The following is a 22,894-nucleotide window of genomic DNA, read 5'->3' on the forward strand; positions in this document are numbered from 1 at the left end:
TTACGTTAAAATACAATGTTTTTGATGATTATGGAAAGGCTGGATCCCAGTGTCAAGCACTGGGATGACACCATTTGTTGTAAACTCACTTTTACTCTATGGTTATACTACCTTGCCGCTATCCTGAACGGATACAAAGTAAGTTTTATTGTGATGTGCTCATCTGTAAAAAATAAGACTTAATCTCACTGTTGATCATGGATTTTAAGTTGTGCTAACACACTGCGGCCATTTAAAGAGTCAAGATTTTTAACCTGGCTAGCCAGTATTAAAGAGTTATTTTTTAGGTATTTCTTTACAAGGCTTGCAAGTCTTTTTGGATTATTCAAATAGCTCCACTCTGCTTGTAAAACTTTTATATCACTTTGTACTAAACTAATTTCACTTTTTATTTTTATTAGCTCTCTATTTAATGACTGAACATGTAGTTTTATCTTAAATAGTCCTACAATGCTAAGAAAAAACATAACTATTGAGATGATGCAGAAAGTTCTCATGACAACTTCTGTATAGCTCTTAGTTTTGCTGAGCGTGAACGCGGATTTGCACTTACTTCTTCTATACTTGCTTTGATCACTTTTTTATTTAGAAGAGAGAATGTCTTACAATCAGTAGATCTTGGCTCACATAGATCTTTAAAAAAAGTTTTGACTATACGATCTTCCAAAGAATGAAAGGTGACAACAATTAATTTGCCATTCTCATTTAAAATTTCAGATGCAGCTTTAATGCCCCTCTCAAGTTCTCCCAGCTCATCGTTTACCCATATTCTGATTGCCTGAAATGTTCTGGTTGCAGGATCAATTTTGCTTTTTTCACGGAACACCACAGAACGTACAATGTTCGCAAGCTCAAATGTAGTTTTGATAGTTTTCTTCTTCCGTGCACTTACTATTGCTCTTGCGATTTTGCGAGAATGATGCTCTCCTCCGTAGTTATATATAGTATTTGCAATTTCTTCTTCGCGTAAAGCGTTAACAAACGTTGAAGCGTTTATATAAGAAGAGTTATCCATGCTCATATCGAGTGGACCATCATGTAAAAATGAGAACCCTCTATCTCCGTTATCAAGCTGCATAGATGAAACTCCGATGTCAAAAACCACCCCATCCACTCCGTTTGATTTCATTCCAGCGCGTGACCAGTTATTTTTTCCAGTATCAAGTACTGGGATGACAGGAGATGGCTCAACGCTGCTTAGTATACTTTTAATATTACTAAACTTCTCAATGAATAGTTTTATTCTATCGGGATATCTAACGCTTAAATCATCATAAAACTTAGTTACCGTTTCATCTCTATCAATTGCATATACCTTGCAATCAGCTGACTCCAATATTGCTTTGCTATACCCTCCAGCTCCAAATGTGGCGTCCACGTATATACCACCATCCTGCGGTGATAGTAGTGATAGCATCTCTTTTAACAAAACTGGAGTGTGTGTCATAGTGCTCCATCAAAAGACTCTGTGCATACAAATAAAAATAGCTTCCCACTAAAACATATGGAAATATATAGGCAATAATATAAAAATACTTGAATATAGTCAATGATATAAAAATATTAAGATTTAATAAGATACTATTATTAATATAATGTTCAAATTTTTCTATTATATAAAAAAAGTAATGTATATTACTAAATACTAAACAAACTATAGAAAATTATGCAGCAAATAACAAAAGTAATATTTTCAAGTTTGATTTGTAACACTTTATTGTGGTATGACCACATGCTTTTTGGCCACTTAATAAACATAATAGGTGGTGTGTTTTTTCCATCGGATGATCAACTAACCAGCGTATTGAAGGCTTTTGGAGTGTTTGCAGTGGGTTTCTTAATGAGACCAGTCGGCGCTGCTATATTTGGTCACATTGGTGATAAGCATGGCAGAAGAGTTGCCTTATTGCTCTCGATTATATTAATGACTTTATCAACCGTATTAATTGCTTTTGTTCCAGGTTATCAAAGCATTGGAATACTAGCGTCAATGCTGGTAGTTTGTTTAAGATTATTGCAGGGTATATCCCTTGGAGGAGAAGCAGGAAATGCACCATTTTTAATAGAACACGCTCCTAAAAACAAAAAAGGATTTTTTGGCAGCATTGAAGTATTAAGCGCAATTTTTGGTTCAGTATTAAGCCTGATAGCAGTACTCATATGCAAAAAAGTATCTGATTTTGAATCTTGGGGGTGGAGATTACCTTTCATTTTCAGTTTAGCAATGGGATTAATCAGCATATATATGAGATATATACTTGATGAAAGCCCAGAGTATAAAAGACAGAAAAATCCATCTAAACTGCCATTAAAAGAGTTATTGAATAGCTATAAAAAACCTTTTCTGATATCAGTTGGGGTTGATATAGTTGAAAACTCATCTCTTTACATATATCTGGTATTTTTCAATGTGCTTACATCAACAATAAATACTCATTTTAACCATATGGTAGAAATACTGAGTCAAATTGCGCTCGGAGGATTGACAATATTGTTTGCAATACTTTCTGATAAGGTAGGAAGAGAAAAAGTTATGAAATTTTCATTTATAGCTTTTGTAATAGTGAGTTATCCAGTTTTCTCAATGTTATGTAGTGGCAATTACTTACTCACTTTTACGGCACATATTCTTTTTATAATTCCAATAGCTGCATCGCTTGGTCCTGTCAGTGCATTTATGTGTGAATTATTTCCAACAAAGGTTCGATACAGCGGATTTGGCTTGTCAAGAAATATAGCTGCTGGATTTTTTGGTGGCCTTGCACCATTTATATGCACAACAATTATCAAAGTTACAGGACAAGAGACTTCAGCTAGTTTTTACATGATTTTCTGTGCATTAATTGGGCTAGTTGCTATATCGCAAATTAAGGATTAGCTTTCTTCAAGATCCAAGTATAGTTGCAGTATAGCAGAGTTTAAAAAAATCTAATTATATGGTGGGAAGTGCCAATTTTTAGGTGATAATGTGAATATTTCAGCACCATCTTTAGTTACTCCGAGCGTATGTTCAAATTGAGCAGAAAGTGAAAGATCGCGTGTTGTCACTGTCCAGTCATCGATTTTACTGAGCAGAGTCTCATGTTTTCCAGCATTAATCATTGGCTCTATTGTAAAAAACATACCTTCCTTCAAGATGAGATTTTCATCTTGATCATAGAAATGCACTACATTTGGTGGAGCATGAAAGACTTTTCCTATACCATGTCCGCAGTAGCTGCGTACGATAGAATATCCAAAATCTCTAATATATTTCTCTATAGCAAGCCCTATTTCATTTAACTTATTGCCGGGTTTAACTTGTTTAATTGCTTCCATCAATGCATGATAAGTAGCGTCACACAAACGTTTTGCTTTTATTGATGGCTTGCCAACCCAAAACATGCGACTTGTATCACCATGCCAACCATTTAAAATCACCGTGACATCAATATTTAAAATATCTCCATCTTTAAGCGTTTTATCATCGGGAACACCATGGCACACAACTGCATTTTTTGAAGTGCAAATCGATTTTGGATACCCCCTATAGTTTAGTGGTGCTGGAATTGCACCTGCATTAATTATAAAATCATGACATAGATCATTTAACTCATTAGTTGTCACCCCTACCTTTACGTACGGTGCAATGAAATCAAGAGTTTCAGCAGCAAGCCTGCCAGCCTTGCGCATAAATTCAAAATCTTCTTGTGAGTGTATAGTTATGTTCATATTTTCCATGTCTTATTGTAATTGGTACGCTTACTTGCAAGTACATAAATGTAATAACTTTACGTATTATGAAAATAAGCCCTATGGATCCTAGTGTCAAGTCATTTGTATGAAAGGTGGTCAAGCAAGAAGTCTATTTAATAATCTGAACTATACAACTACTATCTCAGGATAATCTGAAGGTTTTTTGTGATAGTAATCGATGCTATTAGAATTCACCTCAATGTAAGTATTGTAGATACGATTCTCAAAACCACCTCTCTCTTGTTTTTTAGAGATACGCTTTTCTTCAATTTGTTCTATAGATAGTCCACTTTCTTTGCCTAATGCATGTATGACCTCAAGTAAATCAGCTAACTCTTCAAGGTTTTCATCTGAGGTTTTAGAGGCAATAACTTCCTTTACTTCTTCTAAAAGTTTATCTTTGAGACGTTCAATGTATTCATCTTTTTCCATCACCCTCTCATAAACAATAATTCCATGGGAACGTATAATTTCAGTTGTATGATCACGAACAAGTTTATTAATTTTGAAACAATGTTTTTTATTCATAATGTTTCCTTTGACAGATATAAGAATTTCATTCAGTAAAATTAAACTGTAACTTTTGATTTAACCCAATGGTACAACTTACTTATTTTACCATCTTGACCGAGCATTCCAGAGTTATTCTTATAAAAAGTTTCAACTATTAGCTTTATAGAACCTATAGCAGCAGAAAATACAGGATTTTTATCATATTCGCCATCAAGACCGCTACAAGACTCAGGGCACCCAATTCGAACTTGCTTATTGAATATATAGCCTGCAATTTCCTTCATGCTTGTGAGTTGACTAGTTCCACCTGTGATCACTACTTTATTAATTGGATCTTTCTGCTCTTGAAATTGCTCTCTTACCATTTCAAGTATTTCTTCAACTCTTGGTCTTATGATGTTAATAAGCTCAGATTTGAATACTTGAGTAGGTTCATCATTTTCACTATTTTGGACTGTAATATATTCGTTCTCATCTATTGAAGTTACGATAGTGCTACCATACAGTATTTTTATATACTCTGCACGTTCTATGCTTGTGCATAGCCCGTAAGCAATATCTCGAGTGATATGAACGCCACCAATTGGAACGCTGCTTGCATACACAAGTTTCCCTCTTTTGAAAATTCCAATTGCAGTGCACCCACCGCCTATATCAACAATAGCAGTCCCGAGCTCTTTTTCATCTTCACTCAGACAGGCAAGACCTGCAGAATATGCAGAAGCAATACAACCTGCCATATTTAATCCACCATTATTGGTAATACAGTTTTCAATATTGGTAAGCGCTGGACGCGAAGCAGTGACAACATTAACATCAGCAGATAGTCTTTTTCCGTACAATCCACCAACTTCTTTTATGTCAGTCATGTCATCTAAGTGATATTTCAGTGGTATATTGTGAATGATAACATTTTCTTCAATATATTTCTCAAACGTCTGAAAAACTACACGTTTTATATCCCGGTCAGAAATTTCATGATTAGCTGCAATAATTTCATTATGTACATTAAAAGATGAGATGCCACATCCAGCAATGTTCACATATATCTGGTCTATAGTTTCCTCTGACACTTGCTCAGCTAAACCTATAGTTGATGAGATGGAGTAATTTGCGTGTTTTACATTAGTTATCGACCCACCGTTTACACCTTCTGCAATCTTATAGCCCGTTCCTGTCACTTTATAGCTGAAGTTGCCATTTATTTTAACGATTAGACAAATAATCTTTGTTGTACCTATGTCTAAAACAGCAAAAACGTTTCTCTTTGGTTTTGCTATTACTGCAGAGTACATTAGTTAACCTTATTACGTAATTTCATTTAAATTGTAGCTTTCTTTAATAATTTATATTTCTATTATAGATATAGCAACATTTTAATATACACTAAATTCTGGACAAAAGGAAAAGCAAAACATAGAATTATAATTTTTATGTCCATATTACCAATTGTAATTGCCCCTGATGAAAGACTAATCACACGTGCCAGTGAAGTAACAGATATAAACGATAAAATTAAAGAATTAGTAAACGACATGTTCGAAACTGTGTACGATGCAGAAGGTCTTGGCCTTGCTGCAGTGCAAGTTGGAGTGCTGAGGAGAGTTTTTGTTATGGACATTCAGCTCTCTCGAGCTGAAGACGAGCCAGTAGGGTATGAATCGACTGGCAAATTTTACATGATTAACCCTGAAATTACGGAATTATCCGATGAACAAGTAATTCTCAAAGAAGGGTGCCTTTCAATTCCAGAGCAAAGCTATGAAATTAAGCGTCCAAAATATTTGACTGTGAAATATAAGGATTTAAATAATGAGGAACAGACGCTAAAAGCTTGCGGCTGGCTCGCAAGGTGTATTCAGCATGAGCTAGATCACTTAAATGGCATATTATATATTAGACATTTATCTAAATTAAAGTATGATATGGCCATGAAAAAAGCACAAAAGGTTAAAAAGCATTATGAGCAATGAAGACCTAGAATTATTAAAATTTTACCATGAAGTGGGCGTTGATTGCACACTAACAGAGGGTGAAGAGGAAAAAAAGTTGGAGAGCAAAGAGGGTGTGCAACCCTCTGTTATCCAAACTGGGACCCAGAAGAAAGATGCAGATACGCGCTGGGGTGACACTAAAGATGGAAAAGACATGTTTCCAAGTGATTGGATAATTGAAGCAAGGAAACTTGCAAGTAAATGTAGTAGTGTGGATGAACTAAGAAGTGCAGTTGAATCATTTGAAGGTTGTGAGATAAAAAAAACTGCAACTAATACTGTTTTTTCCGATGGTAATCCAAACGCAAAAATTATGCTCGTTGGTGAAGCTCCAGGAGCAAATGAAGACCTTCAAGGCATACCATTTTGTGGTGCAAGTGGAATGTTGCTCGATAAAATGTTAAATGCAATCAATCTTGATCGCACTAAGGTATACATAAGCAATACCGTATTTTGGCGCCCACCTGTCAATAGAAAGCCAACCGACCTAGAGCTTGATATGTGCAGACCATTTGTTGAGAAGCATGTTGCACTGGTTTCACCGCAAATTCTAATTTTGGTCGGGGGAATTGCGTGTTATAGCCTTCTTGACAGCACAAAAACTATATCGAATTTGCGTGGTAGATTTCATACGTACACTAACCAATATTTATCTCACTCAATCACTACAGCTGCTATATTTCACCCAGCTTACCTACTGCGTCAGCCAATGCAAAAACGTTTAGCCTGGGAGGATTTAAAGAAGATTAGGGAGTATCTTAATAATACCAATAACTGTACGAATACTTAACACCACTGGTGTCAAGAAGTAGCCCGCAGAAACGAAAAAACTTACTTGACAAGTTTCGTCAGCCCCCTTATCATGAAACTGAAGCTGTTTCATTTAACTTCGCAATCTGTGCAGATTAAAACGACAAGAAAACTTGTATTTGTCGTACTATGCTTAATTTTTTGCACGATGACACTCTCGCATATAAACTCACTACTTTCATTTGTTTCTTTCTCTCTATTTTCTTTTTTTCTCTTTATCAATCTCTCTATCAGTTGCCCGTATACATCCGATAAGCGTTTATCTGCTAACTCATCAGGCTCATATCGACAGGTAACAGTTAATGTTCTTTTTCTCATAGTTTCTCCTGTAAATGTTTTCATAGTTCAGGCACTCCTTTTTTCCATAAATCCATTTATCAGCTATTCTTGCGAAAAAGACGCAACTGTTAACCTTCGTTTTGTTTTACTTTTATGCACAATTTTGGAAACACATAGCGCTATCTTTCATCAATTAAGCTCTCTTCCAAATCATCAAGCTCCTCTTTTCCCTCTAATGATCTTCTTTTCCAAATGACACGTTCGAACTTTTCTTATAATAATTTTACTATACCACAAAACTAGCTATATTGGCCTACTTTTACCATATTTATATACGAACCAATTTGCTTAACTTCGTTGCAACAATTTCAACCTTCTATTTTCACAACCTTATTTTTACCAAACAAGCTCTCACAAAGATACGTACTTTTTTGCGGTTTTAGAAAAAGTAAATGAACAAATTTTTTGTGACGCTACAGAGTTTGGTATTTTCTACAAATTTTCACGTAATTTGTTAACAAAATTGACAATCACTGAAATACTGGCTAAAATATTTATATGATAATTTTAGTAAGGAGAAGAAATGGATTTTAATGAACATGTTAAGTACGGTGTCCTTTATTGTCATTGCGCCGTAAACGTAAGTGAACTAGTAAGCTTTTTACAAAATAGAACAGACGTTACAAAACTTAGTTTGCACAGAGCAGAAATTGGCAATGAAGTTGCAAAAGCTTTAGCTAATCTTACAAATCTTACTACACTTGAATTATCTGATAACAATATTGGTGATGAAGGTGCAAAAGGGTTAGCTAAAGGTAATTTTACAAATCTTGAATGGCTTGGGTTAGGTAGTAACAAAATTGGTGATGAAGGTGCAAAAGGGTTAGCTGAAGGTAATTTTACAAATCTTACTAAACTTGATTTGAAATATAATAATATTGGTGATGAAGGTGCAAAAGGGTTAGCTGAAGGTAATTTTACAAATCTTAAATGGCTTTGGTTAGGTAGTAACAATATTGGTGATGAAGGTGCAAAAGGGTTAGCTGAAGGTAATCTTACAAACCTTACTACACTTGATTTGACATATAACAATATTGGTGATGAAGGTGCAAAAGCTTTAGCTAGTCTTACGAATCTTACTAAACTTGAATTATCTGATAACAACATTGGTGATGAAGGTGCAAATGAGTTAGCTAATCTTATACATTGCGGGATAGGTTTTAAAAGACACCCTAAATTACAAATAAAATCTAAAAACAACAACAAATACTATGTTTGTGGCGGTATAGCAATTGGTTTGTTTTTAGGTTTGAGCATAGCATATCTTGCAGGAGCTGCTACTTTAACTCCTGTTGGTGCTGTTGCGGTGTTTCTTGTAGCTGCAGTAATTGGTGCATTAGTAGGTTATGGTGTTGGAAAGTTTTGCGAGAGAGTTAGTGAGGAAAAGCAAGAAGATCCCGATATAGGTATGTGTGATGCTGTTAAGAGCGTCCTTTCTAGTGTATGGACTACTGGGCACAATAAATCGCCAGTGTATTCTTAAATCTTGATTCAAATTATCAGCATATGCACAAGCTTTAAGTAACCTAAAGTCCAATATGTTGGCCTATTTTCATCCTATTTAGACACATACTAGCAATGATAGTTTCGCGTTTTTAGAAAGAATTAAAGCAGTCAAACAAGCATGTAGTACCTAAAGATACATTTCTTTGAAGATTTATGTACTTTTTTTTTCAACACTTTCCCAAATTAATTCCCATTTCTAGTTGCTTTTTAAGATTAGGAATAACTTATGATTGGTTCTGATATTCTGAAGTAAAAAAAACTTGACATACGAAATAATGTTTGTATTTTTACCATATTGTTTTCATATATTGTACTTTTTAGACTAGGAGGTATATATGGGTTTTCTAGATAAGCCAGTGATTGAAGAAATAGCATCAACAGAAATACCTAGTATAAGTAGATTATTTGCTACTTTTATCCCTTCTGCTTTGTCGATCTTTTCTTTGTAAATCTGCTTTCTTTGGGATAAAAATCCTATTAGTATGTTCAGTTCATCTCTTGATTCCTGATTATCAATTCTTTTGAATTCTCTCGTCAAACTTAATAGCTCATTTTCCGCTTCCTCGTCTTCATAGTAATCTTCTTCCGTTATCAGATCTTTATCATCCACTGATAATATTTCTGCAACCTTACATGCCACCTCGCTTAAAAAGGTACTCTTTCCTTGTTCATAGTTATGTATTTGTGAATGCGCTACACCGAGCTCTTTTGCCAATTCCTCTTGAGTATATTCCCTTATTATCCTCCATTTCTTCATCTCTTGTCCTTCCTTGTGACGCTTACAGACAACTAGCTCTTTGTTATCATATTCATCTATTGATAAGCCTGTTGCTTGGTAGATAATATCAGCATCAAATTCTAACTCGAGCATATTTTTTGCCATTCTTATTCTTGCTGCTTTTACATCACTTTCCTCTTGAGCTCGAATAAATTTGGTTAATGCATTAATTGCCTTGCGCGGTCCTCTCCCCTTTGTTTTCATGTATTTTCCCATGAAATCGTACGTCTCTTGCGCCTTATCTTTATCAAAACAACTGTCTTCTCTTGGTGGAGGAAGTAGATTACTAATAGGAACTGACAATGCCTTTGCTATACGTTTTAACTTTTCAGTTGGAATGCCACATTTTCCTTTTACATACCTTAGCAGCGTATAGTATTCTATACCTGTTTTATTTGCTAAATCTTTTTGGGTATATTTTCGCTTTAATATCCAGCTTCTTACATTCTGCGCTATTTCGTATCTTATGGAGATAGTAGTACGTTTTGCCATGCCGCTAACAGAAATAAACTACACATTATTACACAGGTGAGCATAAATTTACCATGAAAATGTTGACTTCAAGCTCTTTATTATGAAAGGTGTGAGAGCTAATGGTAGGCTTACGCTCGCACTTTTGTTAGGCCCTTGCACCAAAAATAAGTGTTTTTAAAGCTCTTTATAGCTCATGAATTCATTTGCCGGGGTTTTTAGGCGCTTTATGAGGGGGGTATAAAAAGATCTACAAAGGACCTCTAAGGTGCGTAGTAGTATTCTAAAGCCACCTATGGGAGACATTTTTTTCATCAACGCATTCAAAACTTAAAAAAATAAACTAAAAATAAAGAAGTTGAATATTTTTTCAGAATTGTGTATAATTATTAATGCTTTTTAGGTTAGTTCGTTATGGCTCTTTCGAAGTTTCTCGATCCAAAGAATGATGGTGTGCTGCAGCAACAAACAGGGTAATGTTTGTGAGAAGCTTTATTGAAGATGAAGGAAGGTCCTTCGAAATCGGTTTTCAGGAGCAGGTTTCAAACCACCTTAAGTGGCTCTATTTAAGAGATAGGGTCATAAGCGTTAAGGAAAAATCAGCGTAAGAGCTGGAAGGTGTGGATCAGAAAGGCGAACGTAAGTGAACCACTGATGAACGTGTCGAAAAGGGAAGTGAACATCGAAAGGAGGAGTGAGTTGTTCTCCTCTTAAAAGCGTACAGGGAACCTGATTACTGTGTAGGCGGTGTTCGGCATAAAGGTGGCGTGAGTCTGATCTGGGCTTTAATAAGGAACTGCAGGAACCAGTCGATTTGATGCAAAGCGAGACAAGCAAGAGGCAAATCCTCAAGCTTTAGAGTAGCGATACAAATCACTGGGGCGGATCAACTCGTAGTAGTGAAGAAGTGGTTGTAATGACCATGGAGCGAAGGGGTTGAACTAGTCGACTTTAGTAAATCATTCAACTTGAAGGAGGATGAAAATGATTGAACGAACAAAGCCTTTTGATATACCGAAATCTCTAGTGTTTATGGCTTATAAAAGAGTTAAAGAAAACAGAGGAGGAGCAGGTATTGATGATCTAACAATTGAAAAGTTTGATCAAGACTTAAGCAAGAACCTTTACAGGCTATGGAATAGGCTATCATCTGGTAGTTATTTTCCACCTGCAGTTAAGGCTTGTGATATAACCAAGGCAGATGGAGGGACAAGGACACTTGGAATACCAACTGTCTCGGATCGTATAGCACAGGAAGTTGTAAGAAGTGTTTTAGAACCAGAACTTGAGAAGGTATTTGATGAGGATTCATATGGTTATAGGCCAAATAAATCAGCATTAGATGCCATAGGACAAACCAGGAAGCGATGCTTCGACCAAAATTGGTTAATAGAGTTTGACATCAAGGGAATGTATGATAACATAGACCACAATCTACTGATGAAAGCAGTCAGAAAGCACACTACAAACAAATGGGTTCTCTTATACATACAAAGATGGCTAAGTGCAGATATACAACTTGAAGATGGAACAAAGATAAAGCGTCTCAGCGGAGTGCCGCAGGGAGGTGTAGTTAGTCCTATCTTAAGTAACCTATTCATGCACTACAGCTTTGATGTGTGGATGAGAAGAAAATATCCAAGTGTAAAGTGGGCAAGATATGCTGATGATGGTGTTATACATTGTGTAAGCAAGATCCAAGCACAACTAATTTTAAGTCAACTTGAGCAGAGACTGAAGACTTGCAAGCTGGAAATAAAACATACAAAGACCAAAATCATCTACTGTCAAGATGGAAAACGAAAGGATAGTCATGAGAATGTGTCATTTACATTCCTAGGATATGAATTTCGCAAAAGGCTTGTAAGAAATAGAAAAGATGGTAGTCTATTTGTAAGTTTTACTCCAACCGTAAGTAAAGAAAGTCTGAGAAAGATGAAGAAAGAAATTAGAGGCTGGAAATTTGCTAGAAGAACAAACTTGGAAATAGAAGATATATCACGAATATGTAATCCAATTCTAAGGGGTTGGTTTAACTATTACGGGAAGTATCACATAACTGCGCTAGAGGACATAATAAGAATGTTTAATAGGAAACTCAGAAAGTGGTTTCAGACAAAGTACAAGAAGCTGAGTAGGCATAAAACCAAAGCAGCTAAGTTACTAGAAAGAATCGCAAAGAGTAGACCAAATCTTTTTGTGCACTGGAAATTAATTATAGGGTTAGGGCAATGACTAGTGGGAGCTTTATGAGACGCGAGTGTGCGCCGTGGTACGCATTAAGAAATACTTAGCAGAGCTAAGCGGGGTTCAGAATAAATGGCCTCGAGGTGAACAACTAACTTTAACCCGAAAGGGAAGGAGGACAAGAGCATGTATGTAAAGCGAGAGTTATCTGAAGATGTGTAAGATAACGGCTTGCAACACCTGATCAATATGGTTAAAGCTAAACTGCTTGAATTCTAATCTTCAGGGGTGGGACTTCACATCCATGGGTATCGCATTTAAAACCCCATGTCTACGGTAAGCACAGATTAAACTTTCGTTTGTGTGACATTCTGGCTGTAGAACGATAAGTAGTGAACTTATTTAAGAGGATGAATGGAAAACCTAAGTTGATCTAGAACAGTTCTTAGTGACGGAACATGGGATGACCTAAGGAACGCGAGTTCTATGGTTACGGAGTCATCGTAGTAGTCGTGAAAGTAACGAATCACCGGGGAGCGTGGGAAAGCCACATACAGGGCAAAGGGTGACAGATAATTGAATGTTGAAATTGGGAGGTACGCAAGATGCGGAAAGCTGAAACAATACTTAACATTATACGTGAACGTGGACAAAGAAATTTGCCGGTTAAAAACGTATATCGCCTACTTTATCAGCGTGATCTTTACCTTCGAGCGTATGGCAAACTTTGTCGTAATAAAGGTGCTATGACAGAAGGTGTGACAACTGAAACAGTTGATGGTATGTCTTTGGAGAAAATCGATAAAATCATAGAGGATTTACGCTATGAGCGATATCGGTGGACACCAGTAAAACGTATCTATATTTTAAAGAAGAGTGGTAAACGCAGGCCGTTAGGATTGCCAACATGGTCAAATAAGTTACTTCAAGAAGTAATCCGATTAATATTGGAAGCCTACTATGAGCCTAAATTTAGTGAATGTTCACATGGATTTCGACCAAAACGTGGATGCCACACTGCATTAAGAGCAGTAATGCAAAAAGGCAGAGGTACAAAATGGTTTATAGAGGGAGATCTCAGTGCATGTTATGACTCAATTGATCATACTATGTTGTTGAAAATACTGAGTGAAAGCTTCCAAGATAACCGTTTTATTCAGCTAATCAATCGACTGCTAAAAGCAGGATATATGGAAAATTGGAAGTACAATAAGAGTCATAGTGGGGTACCACAAGGTTCTATTATTGGTCCAATTTTGAGTAACATATTACTCGATCGGTTAGATAAACATGTGGAACATATACTAATACCAGCAAATAACCGAGGTAAGCGAAGAAAGACAAATCCAAAATATTTAAGGTTAACCATGCAAGTATCGATGATGAGAAAACAAGGGAACTGGGATCAAGCAAAACAACTGCGTCAATTAGTGCAGGGTATGCCATCTAAGGATTCTTGTGATCTAAATTATCGACGTCTTTGGTATGTTAGGTATGCTGATGATATTCTGGTAGGGTTTGCAGGACCAAAAAATGAAGCTGAACAAATTAAAAATGAGATTGCTAAATTCCTCAATGAGGAGCTCAAACTTATGCTTAATGAAGATAAAACGCTTATTACACACGCGTGTGATAGCAAAGCCAATTTTTTAGGTTATAAAATACACGTCTTGCATGCAGATGATAAACATGATCATCGGACACAACGATGTATTAACGGTAGTATTGGGTTACGTGTACCACATCATATAAAGCAGAAAAAGTGTTCTGAATATATGCGTTGTGGAAAGCCTATACATTTACCTCAACGTACACTTGATACAGCTTACAGTATTGTTGCTCAGTATCAAACTGAATATCGAGGAATTGTATAATATTACAAAATGGCCTACAACCTTCACACACTAAGTTATTTGAAGTATGTGATGGAAGTATCATTAGTAAAGACTTTAGCATCTAAATACAAAACAACTTGCAGGAAAATTTATAGAAAATTTGGTGCAATGATTGAAAACGACGAAGGTGAAAAACGAAAAGTCATCCAAGTCAGAGTAGATCGTTTACCATCAAAGATACCATTAATTACACACTTTGGTGCTGTGTCACTAAAATGGAATAAATGGGTAAGTATAAGTGATAACCTTATACCAATATGGAATAAGCGTAGTGAAATAGAGCAAAGACTATTGGCACAAACTTGTGAATTATGTAAATCACAAGAGCAGATTGAAGTACATCACGTACGTAAACTTGCTGATTTGCTAGGTAAACGTAATACTGAGCTACCGAAATGGAAAAAGAGAATGATTGAACGACAGAGGAAGACTCTTGTTGTTTGTCATGAATGCCATAAGAAAATCCAATATGGAAAATATGATGGTGACTCCTTAAAACGTTAGATTATTGGAGAGCCACGTGATACGGAAACGATCATGCGTGGTTCGGAGAGGGGTTGTTGGAAAAGTACTTAACAAGTAACTCGCTGGCTGCCCACTCTACCTCACGTAGGGTTCTGCGAGGGGCCAGGAAGGAAGTTTTCCTGGTCTACTCTCCTCGCCTTTCGCCGTATCTTTGGTACTGAAAAGAATAAAGATATCCTCATTCACTTCCTCAATGATATTCTGGGTTTTGCTGGCAAAAATGCAATACAGGATATAGAGTTTTTAAGTACTATTCAAGACCCTGATATCGCCGCTAAAAAGCAAAGTATTGTTGATGTTCTCTGTAGAGATTCTACAGGTGCTCAATACATTTGCGAGATGGTGCGACCTGAAAGTCTTCGGTCATATTGTTTAAAGGGAGAGGAATTCCTTCAGAAAGAAACTGAAAGAATTCTAAAACTTATTAAACCAGATGTTTTGCCATATGAGTCTACGCATCAGTGCGAATCGGGTAACCGGTTGGTGCCGAGCGATGCGGACAATGAAACTCCCTCCTCTTGAAAAAAGAAGATGCGTAATCGTAAGAGGAGCATAAACTACAAGCATCATGTGGTTGGAGGGCTAGGCTAGTGGTATGGTGAACGTAAGTGAAGCTTCGTAAGTATCGTAAAAATTGAAGAGCTAAAGATGCTGATAAGCTCTGACCAAAAGGTAATGTGGATAAGTTACATTTTTCATCTCTAGATGTACGCAAATAATAACTCCACCGGTATAGAGAAGTCACCTAACCCACTGTTGTATGACAGAAGGAACAGGGTAAGCCTGTATTTCCGCCTATATGGCAAGCAAACCGCAAGGAACGCTGATGAAAATGCAGGTAAAGGAAAATGGAGAAAGCGAATGCCATTTTGTAACGAAATGGATAGAATTTGTAACATTAATTCGCGTGAAAACGAGCAGACTTCCATTTGGTCCCTCGTGACAAGAAACTTTGTCAACCACTTAAGGTAGGAAAGCAGATGATTACAAGTAAAACTGTAAGTGCACCTACCAACAGCTCCGAAGCATGGAACCAGTTGCCATGGAAGAAATGCCAAAAGGTTGTTATGAGGCTACAAAGGCGTATTGTTAAGGCTGTTCAAGAAGGAAGATGGAGTAAGGTAAAATCTTTACAACATCTCTTAACACGCTCTTTTAGTGGAAAAGCTTTAGCCATTAAAAGAGTAACTGAAAACCAAGGAAAAACACAGCAGGTGTAGATCGTCAACTATGGTCAACTTACAATGCTAAATTTCAAGGAATAAAGCAGTTAAAACAAAGAGGGTATAAACCTTCTCCGCTAAAACGAATTTATATCAGTAAATCTAATGGCAAAAGAAGACCTCTTGGAATACCCACGATAAAAGATAGAGCCATGCAAGCATTATATTTGTTTGCTCTGGAACCGATAGCTGAAACAATCAGTGATCGTCACTCTTATGGCTTTAGATCTAAAAGATCCTGCGCAGATGCTATTGTTGCTTGTCACTTATTACTGGCAAGGCGCAATCGACCACAATGGATACTAGAAGGTGATATCAAAGGGTGCTTTGACAACATTAACCATGAATGGCTTATGAAGCACATTCCTATGGAGAGAAAAATTCTCCATAGTTGGTTAAAGGCTGGTTTCCTAGAATCAAAAACCTTGTACCCCACAACTGCTGGTACCCCGCAAGGAGGTATAATCTCTCCAGTACTAGCTAACTTTACCTTAGATGGTCTTGAAAAATTATTAGAAAGTCGTTTTGGTAAACTAGGTAGCAAAAGAAGAGAAAAAATCAGAAGTGGAGTAAATTTAATCAGATACGCAGATGACTTTATCATCTCAGGAAACACATGTGAAGTACTGGAAGATGAAGTCAAGCCATTAGTATCATCCTTCCTTTGTGAGAGAGGTCTAGCTCTGTCAGAAGAAAAGACAAAGATTACATTTATTACAAAAGGGTTCGATTTTCTCGGTTGTAATGTACGTAGATACAGCAAGAAATTAATTATTACGCCTTCGAAGGAAAGTGTTAAGAGGTTTCTTAAAAAAGCGCGTGCATTAATAAAAGCAAATATAGGTAGTTCACAAGCTGTAGTAATTAAATCACTCAATCCTTACTAAGAGGATGGGGAAACTATTACCGTCATGTGTGTGCTAAAAAAGCGTTTAGTAAGATCGACAATGAAATTTGGCATAGTTTATGGAAATGGGCAAAGAAAAGACATCCCCGTAAAGGGTTACGTTGGATAAAGAATCGCTACTTCAAAGTAACGAATCATCGTCAATGGGTCTTTGCTACTTCTGTATGCAAGAACAAACCAAAGGAAATAAGGTTTATGAGCTTACTCAAACTAAGCGATATTCCTATTAGACGTCATATTAAAATCAGGGCGGATACAAATCCACTTGACTTAAAATGGAAAAAGTATTTTGATAAAAGAGTGAAACGAACAAGAATGTTAGCAAGCTCTTTCTCAAGAGAAGGTTCTCTACTGTTAGTGTCACCACTAAAGATGCTGTTTTCCGAGGAATCATGAAAGACAAGCCGGTTCGAGAAAAGAAGAACTTAGATAAGGGGCTCAAGCGCAGTGCTGGGAAACCTGCATGCTGCGTTTCTAAGGGAGGGAGTAGTAGTAATACTACTTCCTTACCTAACCAGGTCGCTAAAACTAAAGGCTTTGAAAAACGCGCCCAATACTATGCTGCCAAAGCCTATTCAAGACAGGCTGACAAGGGCGATCAATACCATGACCTTAAGGAAATTATCTTCATTGCTATAGCAGATTGTGTACTGTTTCCTAATAAATCTGAGTACAAATCAAAGCATACTATTCGAGATGAAGACACTAATGAACACGATCTAAAAGATTTTTATTTTATATTTATTGAATTGCCAAAATTTCCGAAAACAAAAGAAGATCAGTTAGAAAATATAGTTGAAAAATGGATATACTTCTTTAAATATGCAGATGAGACTAGTGAAGAAGAGCTGGAAAAAATAATAGGTAGTGATGTAATAATTAAAAAGGCCTATGAAGAGCTAAATAGATTCAATTGGTCAGAGAAAGAATTTATTGCCTACGAACAGGAAATAAAACGTATTCTTGATGAACAGGCTGTCCTCGCTCAAAAAATTGATGATGCTAAACAAGAAGGTAGACAAGAGGGCATCCAAATCGGCGAAGAAAAAGGTGAAATGAAAGCTAAAATAGCAGTTGCAAAGAATCTACTTAAAGCAGGGGTTTCTATTGATATTATAGCTCAAACTACTGGTCTTACAGTTAACGAAGTCAAAGACTTAAGCTAATTCTATCTTTGGGTGTATAGATGAACATCTTTATACTAGATGAAAACCCAGCAATTGCGGCTCAAATGTTATGTGATAAGCATATAGTAAAAATGCCATTAGAAACTGCTCAATTATTGAGTAATGTTTTTTCAACAGCATTGAAAGTGCCAAATCCTTTTGTCAGTATCATAAATCAGAATATAGAAGTCCCATATAAACTGACTCACAACAATCATCCTTGTTCTTTGTGGGCTAGGCAATCGAAAGGGAATTTTTGTTGGTTGATAGAGTACGGAAGAGAATTATGTAAAGAGTACACTTGGCGATACAAAAGAAAGCATAAATCAGAGGAAGTAATAAATTGGTGTGATAGTAATAAGGATTTACTCATTTTTCGATCAACTGATATGCAAGCTTTTATATAAGCACTGCCGGATCAGTATAAATGCAGCAGTTCTGTGGAAGCTTATAGGAGATATTATCTCAAGGAAAAGATGAGATTTGCTAAGTGGGAAAATGGCAGAGGAGCACCAGATTGGATAATAGGAAATCCTGCTACGTAATACCACAGCTAATACAGCTCATAAATAGAGAAGCCATCCAAATCGGACATGAAAAAGGCATCCTAATCGGCGAAGAAAAAGGTGAAATGAAAGCTAAAATAGCAGTGGCAAAAAATTCACTTAAGGCCGTTGTCTCTATAGATGTTATAGCTGAAATCACCGGACTTTCCCTTGACGAAATCAAACAGACTTTCTGATCAATCAACATTAGTTAGAGAAACAGTAGGAGCAAGTAGCCACAAAAAATGCAAACACCTGCTCCTTCCTTCACTCAGGCTCTATCTGATCAATTCAGTAGAATTAGTTGTAATTGATACGTTATTTAAATTGGTTCTAGGACCAGATAGAGCTACAGCTTTATTAGTACTTACTGATGAAGGATCAACATTTGCTTTGTCCAGTAAAGGCATCATTTCTTTCTGCAACATTTGCTCGATTTTACCTTTAAAAGACATTGAGAATTTCTCCTTTTGCTCTAATGCTGGACAAGCTTTTTCTGCATATGAGTACAGCATACCTGAGATTTCATGATAGTTTCCCGCTATGACTTTCTTAAGTACACTTAATTGTACTTCTTGAAAATTAATTTTTAATTGTTGTACCGATATACCACAACGAAAAGCTGCTTGTTTTAGTTCTGCTTCAAACTTATCTACGATATTTAATGAATAGCCTTGTGCCTCTTGCAAAGAAATCTGTTTATCTGCTGAAGAAGTATACATTTGTCTTTTACCTCTCTTGGCCAGCAACATATCAGCTAATAGTATTCTTCCATTTATATCAGATTGTGCTGAAATGCTTCTAATGTCTGGCACCACTTTAGTTTTATCGTCAATTCCTTTTACAAATTCTTTATTTACTAAAGGCGCTGATAATAGAGTCTGCTTGTTGGAAACGCTTTGAAAAGATAATCGACTCATTATGTTTACAAACCAACCTCGGATCTGGAACAAAAGTGGTTTTAAATAAGGTTGATTGATAGAACGACGGCTACGGTTCCCATTCTCTACTTCCATCGAAGAGTTTGCTACTTGAATTGTTTTGTAGTTTCTTTCCTTTACCAAACAATACGTTCGAACTTTTCTATATAATAATTCTACTATACTATAAAGTCAGCTATATTAACCTACTTTTGCCACATTTAGATATGAACTAATTTGTTTGGCTTTGTTGCAACAATTTTGCGTTTTTATTTTCACAACGCTGCTTTTATTTAAATTGTTCTCACAAAGGTAGGTACTTTTTTGTGATTTTTGGAAAAGTAAATGAACAAATTTTTTGTGACGCTAAAGGGACTTGTGTTTTTATAAAAGTAATACTTTTTATGATAAAAAGAGCATACAAAATAATAGCCACAAATCCAAGTTTTTCACAAACTTTAAAACTCTTATCTCCTACAAGAAGGTCCTGCAATTGGTTCATTAGTTACATTGTTAAATACAGAGCTTGGCGCCTGCATATCTTGCAAAACAGTACTGTTATCAACTTCTATTACTACCTTCTCTACCATTTCTTCAACTATTTCATTAATAGTCAAAAAGTTTCTTATAACTACTTCTATCAATTCATCACTAACAGCGCCTTCTCTTACAACTCGTTCTTCATTAAACTTTATTCCTTCCATTATTGCACCTAGCACCTGCTCTAGAGAAAAGTTGTACTCCATAATACACTTCACAATCTTCCGTTTAATCTTTCTTTGATCTTTCAATATTGCTTTCCCTAATTTACTATCCATGTTGAAGTCAGATAACCTTTTCGTAAAAAGATCACTTACCTCCTCAGTAAGTTCTGCTTTGTGTTTTGCTTGTCTTAATTCTTCTTCTGATTTCTCTCGTTCTTCTTTCAATTGCTTAATTCTTCTCTTTGCCTTTGGAAAGCTGTTTTCTTGCTTTGAAATCTATTACTCAATAATTCCTCTAAGCGTTTTAACATGAATACTATTACATTTCCTATTTCTTCTTTAGTCGGTACTTTACCTACCTTCGATTCCTTATAGGATCTCTTTACCTCTTCATTTAATTCATTATCATCATTCTTAACATAGGAATTTACCATAGCTCTTGTATGAAATAGTAATTCTCTGTAGGATAACTTATCCTCCTTTATGTTATCTTTATAAGATAATTGATTTTTCTTCTCTATTCTCTCTTCATGCGATGATTCACCCTCTACCTCTTCTTTGCTTTTTTCTTTCAAAACTTCCTTGCTATCTTTACTTTCTTTCAGTATGGAACTTATCTTATCAAGAGCATCTGAGTCGAAACGATAACCCTGAAGACTATAGCAATTCTTTTTGTCCTTAAGTAGTTTAGTAGCAAACTTATAGTATGCTTCCATCAAAGTAAAATAGTCTAACATAGGTAGTACAAAATTCTCATCTGGATTCACGCCATAAGATTGCCCTACTAGCATTTCATATTGTTCCTTGCTCTCTTTTAAGAACTTTTCTACTGCTTCCTTTATTACCTCAAGCAACTCAGATTTTTCACAACGAGCATTCAAAGACTCTAAGTAATCTACCCAACGTTTATAATATTCCTCCACATACCCATTATAAGCACTATCAACTCCTTCCATCTTACTTCTATAACGTTGCTTAAAGACTCAATTTCTTTATATGTTATGTTCTTTATTGCCAACAACTTTTCACAAAGGAATTCAACAGATGCCTTTGCATCTTTTAAGTACCTATTTCTTGCCCTCATCAAAAATTCTTCTTCCTGATCAGCCAAGCGACTCAACTCAAACAAAGCAGACATTCCATCTATGGACGACACCTTTACTACTCTAGATATATCTTTTTCATCACTACTTAATGTGCTTAATGGTATGCGGTTATACATTCCATACAATAAGTAACAGTCTTTATTGAGAATAAACGTCTCATCCTGCATGATGTATGAATGTATATTCCTCAGAGCTTTTGTAGTCTGGTTAATTATTTTTTGCATTTCTTCATCTTTAACTTTTCCCTTGTCTGGATGGTGCTTTAATGATAAGTTCCTAAATTGTTTAATAAGACTTTCAAAATATTTGTTATGTTCCTCTTCACTCTTTGTTTTTTTTCTCACTCCACCCAAGCTTTTATCAAGATAAAATGGCATCCACTTTTTTTGCAATAAATCAAGTGCCTGACTTAAACTCAATTCTTTGTTATCAACTCTACATATGGTCCTGACTAATTTATCAATCCTACTTGCCTCTTCTAACCTATTTTCTTCCCTATATGCTTCCTGTGCAGTTTCAGGTACTTTTTCATCACTAGAAATAAGATTGTTGCTTTGTAGTAATTTTTTACATGAACCTATTATATCAAACCCTAATACCATTTTCCCTCCAAGTTTATGATAACTATAAAGATAACTTAGCCTTGCAACGTAAAGTTGATGCAACGCAACGTTAGTAAATAAGGAATAGATTAAGCGTGAAGCAATCGAGTAATCATTGTAGTTCACTGCTCTATTTATTTGTTCTTCAGTGATCGTAATATCCTCTATCTGTTTACTCCATGGCCACCACCAATACTGCGGCATTCTCTCTAGTGCTTTCAGCAATTTAACACAATCCTCTTGGCTTACCACCCCAGCCTTTCTTTTTGTCATTTGATAGTCAACGGCAAGTGTAGTTATAATCCCTAGTACTATTAGGCTAGAAGTTACTACTGCAGCAAGATATACCCTGCGTGTTGATACAAATGAAACAAGCCCAGCAGAAAAAGCAACTATAGGAGTGAAAAAAGCTCCAACTCTTATATAGTCTGTGCGATAATCCCTTATCCTATATAACTCATCAAATAAAATTGGACCAAACTCCCATCCAAATAACCGATACTTTCTACGACTAGATAAGAACTCAACAACATTTTTTTGCCACTCAGGCAAACTGGATGCATGTTTCATCAATTTCTCCCCATTCCTATATTTGCACCATCCGAAACAATGAAGCTCTATCAAACCCACGTCCATATTTAATCTGAAGTTCTTTTGCAAGTTGGGAGATGATTCGTTTGCCATAGTCTGCACGTTTGTGCTTTAAGATATCTTGACCAATTCTGAAGCCAATTTCCCAATTTAACAATACTAGAGTAGAATTGAAATGTGTAGCAAGATGATTCTTTGCTCTATCTATTAAATTACTAATATCCCCTAATAAGCTAGTAGTGATATCCATCAACGCTATTTTCAATAAAGAACCATTATGGCACAAAAACTTATGTATGCAAGAGGTTACTTTCACCCCGAAAAAACATTACTACTTCCTCTTATTACCTTAAATCCACAGGAAAATCTCGCTTGAG

The 22,894-nt window shown here is 36.0% G+C and carries 22 protein-coding genes and 3 pseudogenes; 13 read left to right on the plus strand and 12 right to left on the minus strand.

The annotated features are described in order from the left end of the window. Positions 1–185 precede the first annotated feature (185 nt). Positions 186–467: a hypothetical protein gene (locus ABWU23_RS03035; RefSeq protein ID WP_253309687.1), complete on the minus strand. Its 282-nt coding sequence runs from the start codon at positions 465–467 to the stop codon at positions 186–188. A gap of 26 nt (positions 468–493) precedes the next feature. After that, entirely contained in the window at positions 494–1,447 is a 954-nt protein-coding gene (gene rsmH / locus ABWU23_RS03040) for a 16S rRNA (cytosine(1402)-N(4))-methyltransferase RsmH (RefSeq protein WP_353270784.1), read from the minus strand. Positions 1,448–1,666: 219 nt separating this feature from the next. Here rsmH and ABWU23_RS03045 point away from each other — a divergent pair, with 219 nt between their 5' ends. Then, positions 1,667–2,878, plus strand: coding sequence for an MFS transporter (locus tag ABWU23_RS03045; RefSeq protein WP_253309685.1), 1,212 nt, complete (start codon positions 1,667–1,669; stop codon positions 2,876–2,878). 50 nt (positions 2,879–2,928) lie between these two features. Here the strand turns inward: ABWU23_RS03045 and map are convergent, their stop codons facing one another. The 3 genes from map to ftsA all read right to left on the minus strand — a co-directional run bounded on the left by map (position 2,929) and on the right by ftsA (position 5,543). Then, positions 2,929–3,711, minus strand: coding sequence for a type I methionyl aminopeptidase (gene map, locus ABWU23_RS03050; protein WP_253309684.1), 783 nt, complete (start codon positions 3,709–3,711; stop codon positions 2,929–2,931). 150 nt (positions 3,712–3,861) lie between these two features. Further along, complete coding sequence (locus tag ABWU23_RS03055) at positions 3,862–4,263, minus strand: nucleoside triphosphate pyrophosphohydrolase (RefSeq protein WP_253309683.1); 402 nt, start codon at positions 4,261–4,263, stop codon at positions 3,862–3,864. Between the two features lie 41 nt (positions 4,264–4,304). Then, positions 4,305–5,543: a cell division protein FtsA gene (gene ftsA, locus ABWU23_RS03060; RefSeq protein ID WP_265016322.1), complete on the minus strand. Its 1,239-nt coding sequence runs from the start codon at positions 5,541–5,543 to the stop codon at positions 4,305–4,307. Between the two features lie 138 nt (positions 5,544–5,681). Between ftsA and def the strand changes: the two genes are divergently transcribed. Both def and ABWU23_RS03070 read left to right on the plus strand, forming a co-directional pair. Further along, positions 5,682–6,221, plus strand: a complete 540-nt coding sequence (gene def / locus ABWU23_RS03065; protein ID WP_253309681.1) for a peptide deformylase — start codon at positions 5,682–5,684, stop codon at positions 6,219–6,221. Then, the gene (locus ABWU23_RS03070; protein WP_353270785.1) at positions 6,211–7,032 is read left to right on the plus strand and encodes a uracil-DNA glycosylase family protein; all 822 of its coding nucleotides are present in this window, start codon (positions 6,211–6,213) and stop codon (positions 7,030–7,032) included. Before def ends, ABWU23_RS03070 begins: the two co-directional genes overlap by 11 nt. Before the next feature lie 89 nt (positions 7,033–7,121). Here ABWU23_RS03070 and ABWU23_RS03075 read toward each other — a convergent pair whose 3' ends face one another. Next, on the minus strand, positions 7,122–7,394 hold the full coding sequence (locus ABWU23_RS03075; RefSeq protein WP_264329155.1) for a hypothetical protein: 273 nt from the start codon (positions 7,392–7,394) through the stop codon (positions 7,122–7,124). 520 nt (positions 7,395–7,914) lie between these two features. Between ABWU23_RS03075 and ABWU23_RS03080 the strand changes: the two genes are divergently transcribed. Next, the gene (locus ABWU23_RS03080) at positions 7,915–8,874 is read left to right on the plus strand and encodes a leucine-rich repeat domain-containing protein (RefSeq protein ID WP_353270786.1); all 960 of its coding nucleotides are present in this window, start codon (positions 7,915–7,917) and stop codon (positions 8,872–8,874) included. A 345-nt stretch (positions 8,875–9,219) separates the two neighbouring features. Here the strand turns inward: ABWU23_RS03080 and ABWU23_RS03085 are convergent, their stop codons facing one another. Next, positions 9,220–10,167 (minus strand): helix-turn-helix domain-containing protein, encoded by a 948-nt coding sequence (locus ABWU23_RS03085; protein WP_353270787.1) that lies wholly within the window; start codon positions 10,165–10,167, stop codon positions 9,220–9,222. A gap of 963 nt (positions 10,168–11,130) precedes the next feature. Between ABWU23_RS03085 and ltrA (ABWU23_RS03090) the strand changes: the two genes are divergently transcribed. The 9 genes and pseudogenes from ltrA (ABWU23_RS03090) (at position 11,131) to ABWU23_RS03130 (ending at position 18,791) form a co-directional block, all read left to right on the plus strand. Beyond that, entirely contained in the window at positions 11,131–12,381 is a 1,251-nt protein-coding gene (gene ltrA / locus ABWU23_RS03090; RefSeq protein WP_265044928.1) for a group II intron reverse transcriptase/maturase, read from the plus strand. Between the two features lie 557 nt (positions 12,382–12,938). Next, positions 12,939–14,732: pseudogene (locus ABWU23_RS03095) on the plus strand (reverse transcriptase domain-containing protein). 168 nt (positions 14,733–14,900) lie between these two features. Beyond that, positions 14,901–15,095, plus strand: a pseudogene (locus ABWU23_RS03100) (PD-(D/E)XK nuclease family transposase); the annotation flags it as partial. 457 nt (positions 15,096–15,552) lie between these two features. Continuing rightward, positions 15,553–15,696 carry a hypothetical protein gene (locus ABWU23_RS03105; RefSeq protein ID WP_265016318.1) on the plus strand — a complete coding sequence of 48 codons (144 nt, stop codon included), beginning with the start codon at positions 15,553–15,555 and terminating at the stop codon, positions 15,694–15,696. A gap of 37 nt (positions 15,697–15,733) precedes the next feature. Then, positions 15,734–15,973, plus strand: a complete 240-nt coding sequence (locus ABWU23_RS03110) for a reverse transcriptase N-terminal domain-containing protein (protein WP_253309103.1) — start codon at positions 15,734–15,736, stop codon at positions 15,971–15,973. Positions 15,974–16,014: 41 nt separating this feature from the next. Then, entirely contained in the window at positions 16,015–16,863 is an 849-nt protein-coding gene (gene ltrA / locus ABWU23_RS03115; RefSeq protein ID WP_353271033.1) for a group II intron reverse transcriptase/maturase, read from the plus strand. A 26-nt stretch (positions 16,864–16,889) separates the two neighbouring features. Further along, positions 16,890–17,279 carry a group II intron maturase-specific domain-containing protein gene (locus ABWU23_RS03120; protein ID WP_353270730.1) on the plus strand — a complete coding sequence of 130 codons (390 nt, stop codon included), beginning with the start codon at positions 16,890–16,892 and terminating at the stop codon, positions 17,277–17,279. Beyond that, positions 17,276–18,049, plus strand: a complete 774-nt coding sequence (locus ABWU23_RS03125) for an Rpn family recombination-promoting nuclease/putative transposase (RefSeq protein WP_353270788.1) — start codon at positions 17,276–17,278, stop codon at positions 18,047–18,049. The genes ABWU23_RS03120 and ABWU23_RS03125 overlap by 4 nt, the downstream gene beginning before the upstream one ends. 20 nt (positions 18,050–18,069) lie before the next feature. Next, positions 18,070–18,791: pseudogene (locus ABWU23_RS03130) on the plus strand (pyrimidine dimer DNA glycosylase/endonuclease V). Positions 18,792–18,872: 81 nt separating this feature from the next. On the opposite strand, the gene ABWU23_RS03135 reads toward ABWU23_RS03130, so the two are convergent. The 5 genes from ABWU23_RS03135 to ABWU23_RS03155 all read right to left on the minus strand — a co-directional run bounded on the left by ABWU23_RS03135 (position 18,873) and on the right by ABWU23_RS03155 (position 22,833). Beyond that, entirely contained in the window at positions 18,873–19,514 is a 642-nt protein-coding gene (locus ABWU23_RS03135; RefSeq protein ID WP_264732308.1) for a latrotoxin-related protein, read from the minus strand. Between the two features lie 467 nt (positions 19,515–19,981). Further along, on the minus strand, positions 19,982–20,443 hold the full coding sequence (locus tag ABWU23_RS03140; RefSeq protein WP_353270789.1) for a hypothetical protein: 462 nt from the start codon (positions 20,441–20,443) through the stop codon (positions 19,982–19,984). Continuing rightward, positions 20,440–21,174 (minus strand): hypothetical protein, encoded by a 735-nt coding sequence (locus tag ABWU23_RS03145; protein WP_353270790.1) that lies wholly within the window; start codon positions 21,172–21,174, stop codon positions 20,440–20,442. Before ABWU23_RS03145 ends, ABWU23_RS03140 begins: the two co-directional genes overlap by 4 nt. Continuing rightward, a complete protein-coding gene (locus ABWU23_RS03150) occupies positions 21,114–22,496 on the minus strand; it encodes a J domain-containing protein (protein WP_353270791.1) in 1,383 nt (460 codons plus the stop codon). Before ABWU23_RS03150 ends, ABWU23_RS03145 begins: the two co-directional genes overlap by 61 nt. Positions 22,497–22,512: 16 nt before the next feature. Then, a complete protein-coding gene (locus tag ABWU23_RS03155; RefSeq protein ID WP_253309111.1) occupies positions 22,513–22,833 on the minus strand; it encodes a DUF1016 N-terminal domain-containing protein in 321 nt (106 codons plus the stop codon). Positions 22,834–22,894 lie beyond the last annotated feature (61 nt).

The organism is Wolbachia endosymbiont (group A) of Hedychridium roseum (assembly GCF_964028325.1).
GTDB lineage: Bacteria > Pseudomonadota > Alphaproteobacteria > Rickettsiales > Anaplasmataceae > Wolbachia.

What these genes read in the sequence shown, in the direction of transcription:
- ABWU23_RS03035 (WP_253309687.1), bottom strand. Translation starts at nt 467, where the DNA reads ATGTTTTTTCTTAGCATTGTAGGACTATTTAAGATAAAACTACATGTT.
- rsmH (WP_353270784.1), bottom strand. Translation starts at nt 1,447, where the DNA reads ATGACACACACTCCAGTTTTGTTAAAAGAGATGCTATCACTACTATCA.
- ABWU23_RS03045 (WP_253309685.1), top strand. Translation starts at nt 1,667, where the DNA reads ATGCAGCAAATAACAAAAGTAATATTTTCAAGTTTGATTTGTAACACT.
- map (WP_253309684.1), bottom strand. Translation starts at nt 3,711, where the DNA reads ATGAACATAACTATACACTCACAAGAAGATTTTGAATTTATGCGCAAG.
- ABWU23_RS03055 (WP_253309683.1), bottom strand. Translation starts at nt 4,263, where the DNA reads ATGAATAAAAAACATTGTTTCAAAATTAATAAACTTGTTCGTGATCAT.
- ftsA (WP_265016322.1), bottom strand. Translation starts at nt 5,543, where the DNA reads ATGTACTCTGCAGTAATAGCAAAACCAAAGAGAAACGTTTTTGCTGTT.
- def (WP_253309681.1), top strand. Translation starts at nt 5,682, where the DNA reads ATGTCCATATTACCAATTGTAATTGCCCCTGATGAAAGACTAATCACA.
- ABWU23_RS03070 (WP_353270785.1), top strand. Translation starts at nt 6,211, where the DNA reads ATGAGCAATGAAGACCTAGAATTATTAAAATTTTACCATGAAGTGGGC.
- ABWU23_RS03075 (WP_264329155.1), bottom strand. Translation starts at nt 7,394, where the DNA reads ATGAAAACATTTACAGGAGAAACTATGAGAAAAAGAACATTAACTGTT.
- ABWU23_RS03080 (WP_353270786.1), top strand. Translation starts at nt 7,915, where the DNA reads ATGGATTTTAATGAACATGTTAAGTACGGTGTCCTTTATTGTCATTGC.
- ABWU23_RS03085 (WP_353270787.1), bottom strand. Translation starts at nt 10,167, where the DNA reads ATGGCAAAACGTACTACTATCTCCATAAGATACGAAATAGCGCAGAAT.
- ltrA (WP_265044928.1), top strand. Translation starts at nt 11,131, where the DNA reads ATGATTGAACGAACAAAGCCTTTTGATATACCGAAATCTCTAGTGTTT.
- ABWU23_RS03105 (WP_265016318.1), top strand. Translation starts at nt 15,553, where the DNA reads ATGGCAAGCAAACCGCAAGGAACGCTGATGAAAATGCAGGTAAAGGAA.
- ABWU23_RS03110 (WP_253309103.1), top strand. Translation starts at nt 15,734, where the DNA reads ATGATTACAAGTAAAACTGTAAGTGCACCTACCAACAGCTCCGAAGCA.
- ABWU23_RS03125 (WP_353270788.1), top strand. Translation starts at nt 17,276, where the DNA reads ATGAAAGACAAGCCGGTTCGAGAAAAGAAGAACTTAGATAAGGGGCTC.
- ABWU23_RS03135 (WP_264732308.1), bottom strand. Translation starts at nt 19,514, where the DNA reads ATGAGTCGATTATCTTTTCAAAGCGTTTCCAACAAGCAGACTCTATTA.
- ABWU23_RS03145 (WP_353270790.1), bottom strand. Translation starts at nt 21,174, where the DNA reads ATGGAAGGAGTTGATAGTGCTTATAATGGGTATGTGGAGGAATATTAT.
- ABWU23_RS03150 (WP_353270791.1), bottom strand. Translation starts at nt 22,496, where the DNA reads ATGAAACATGCATCCAGTTTGCCTGAGTGGCAAAAAAATGTTGTTGAG.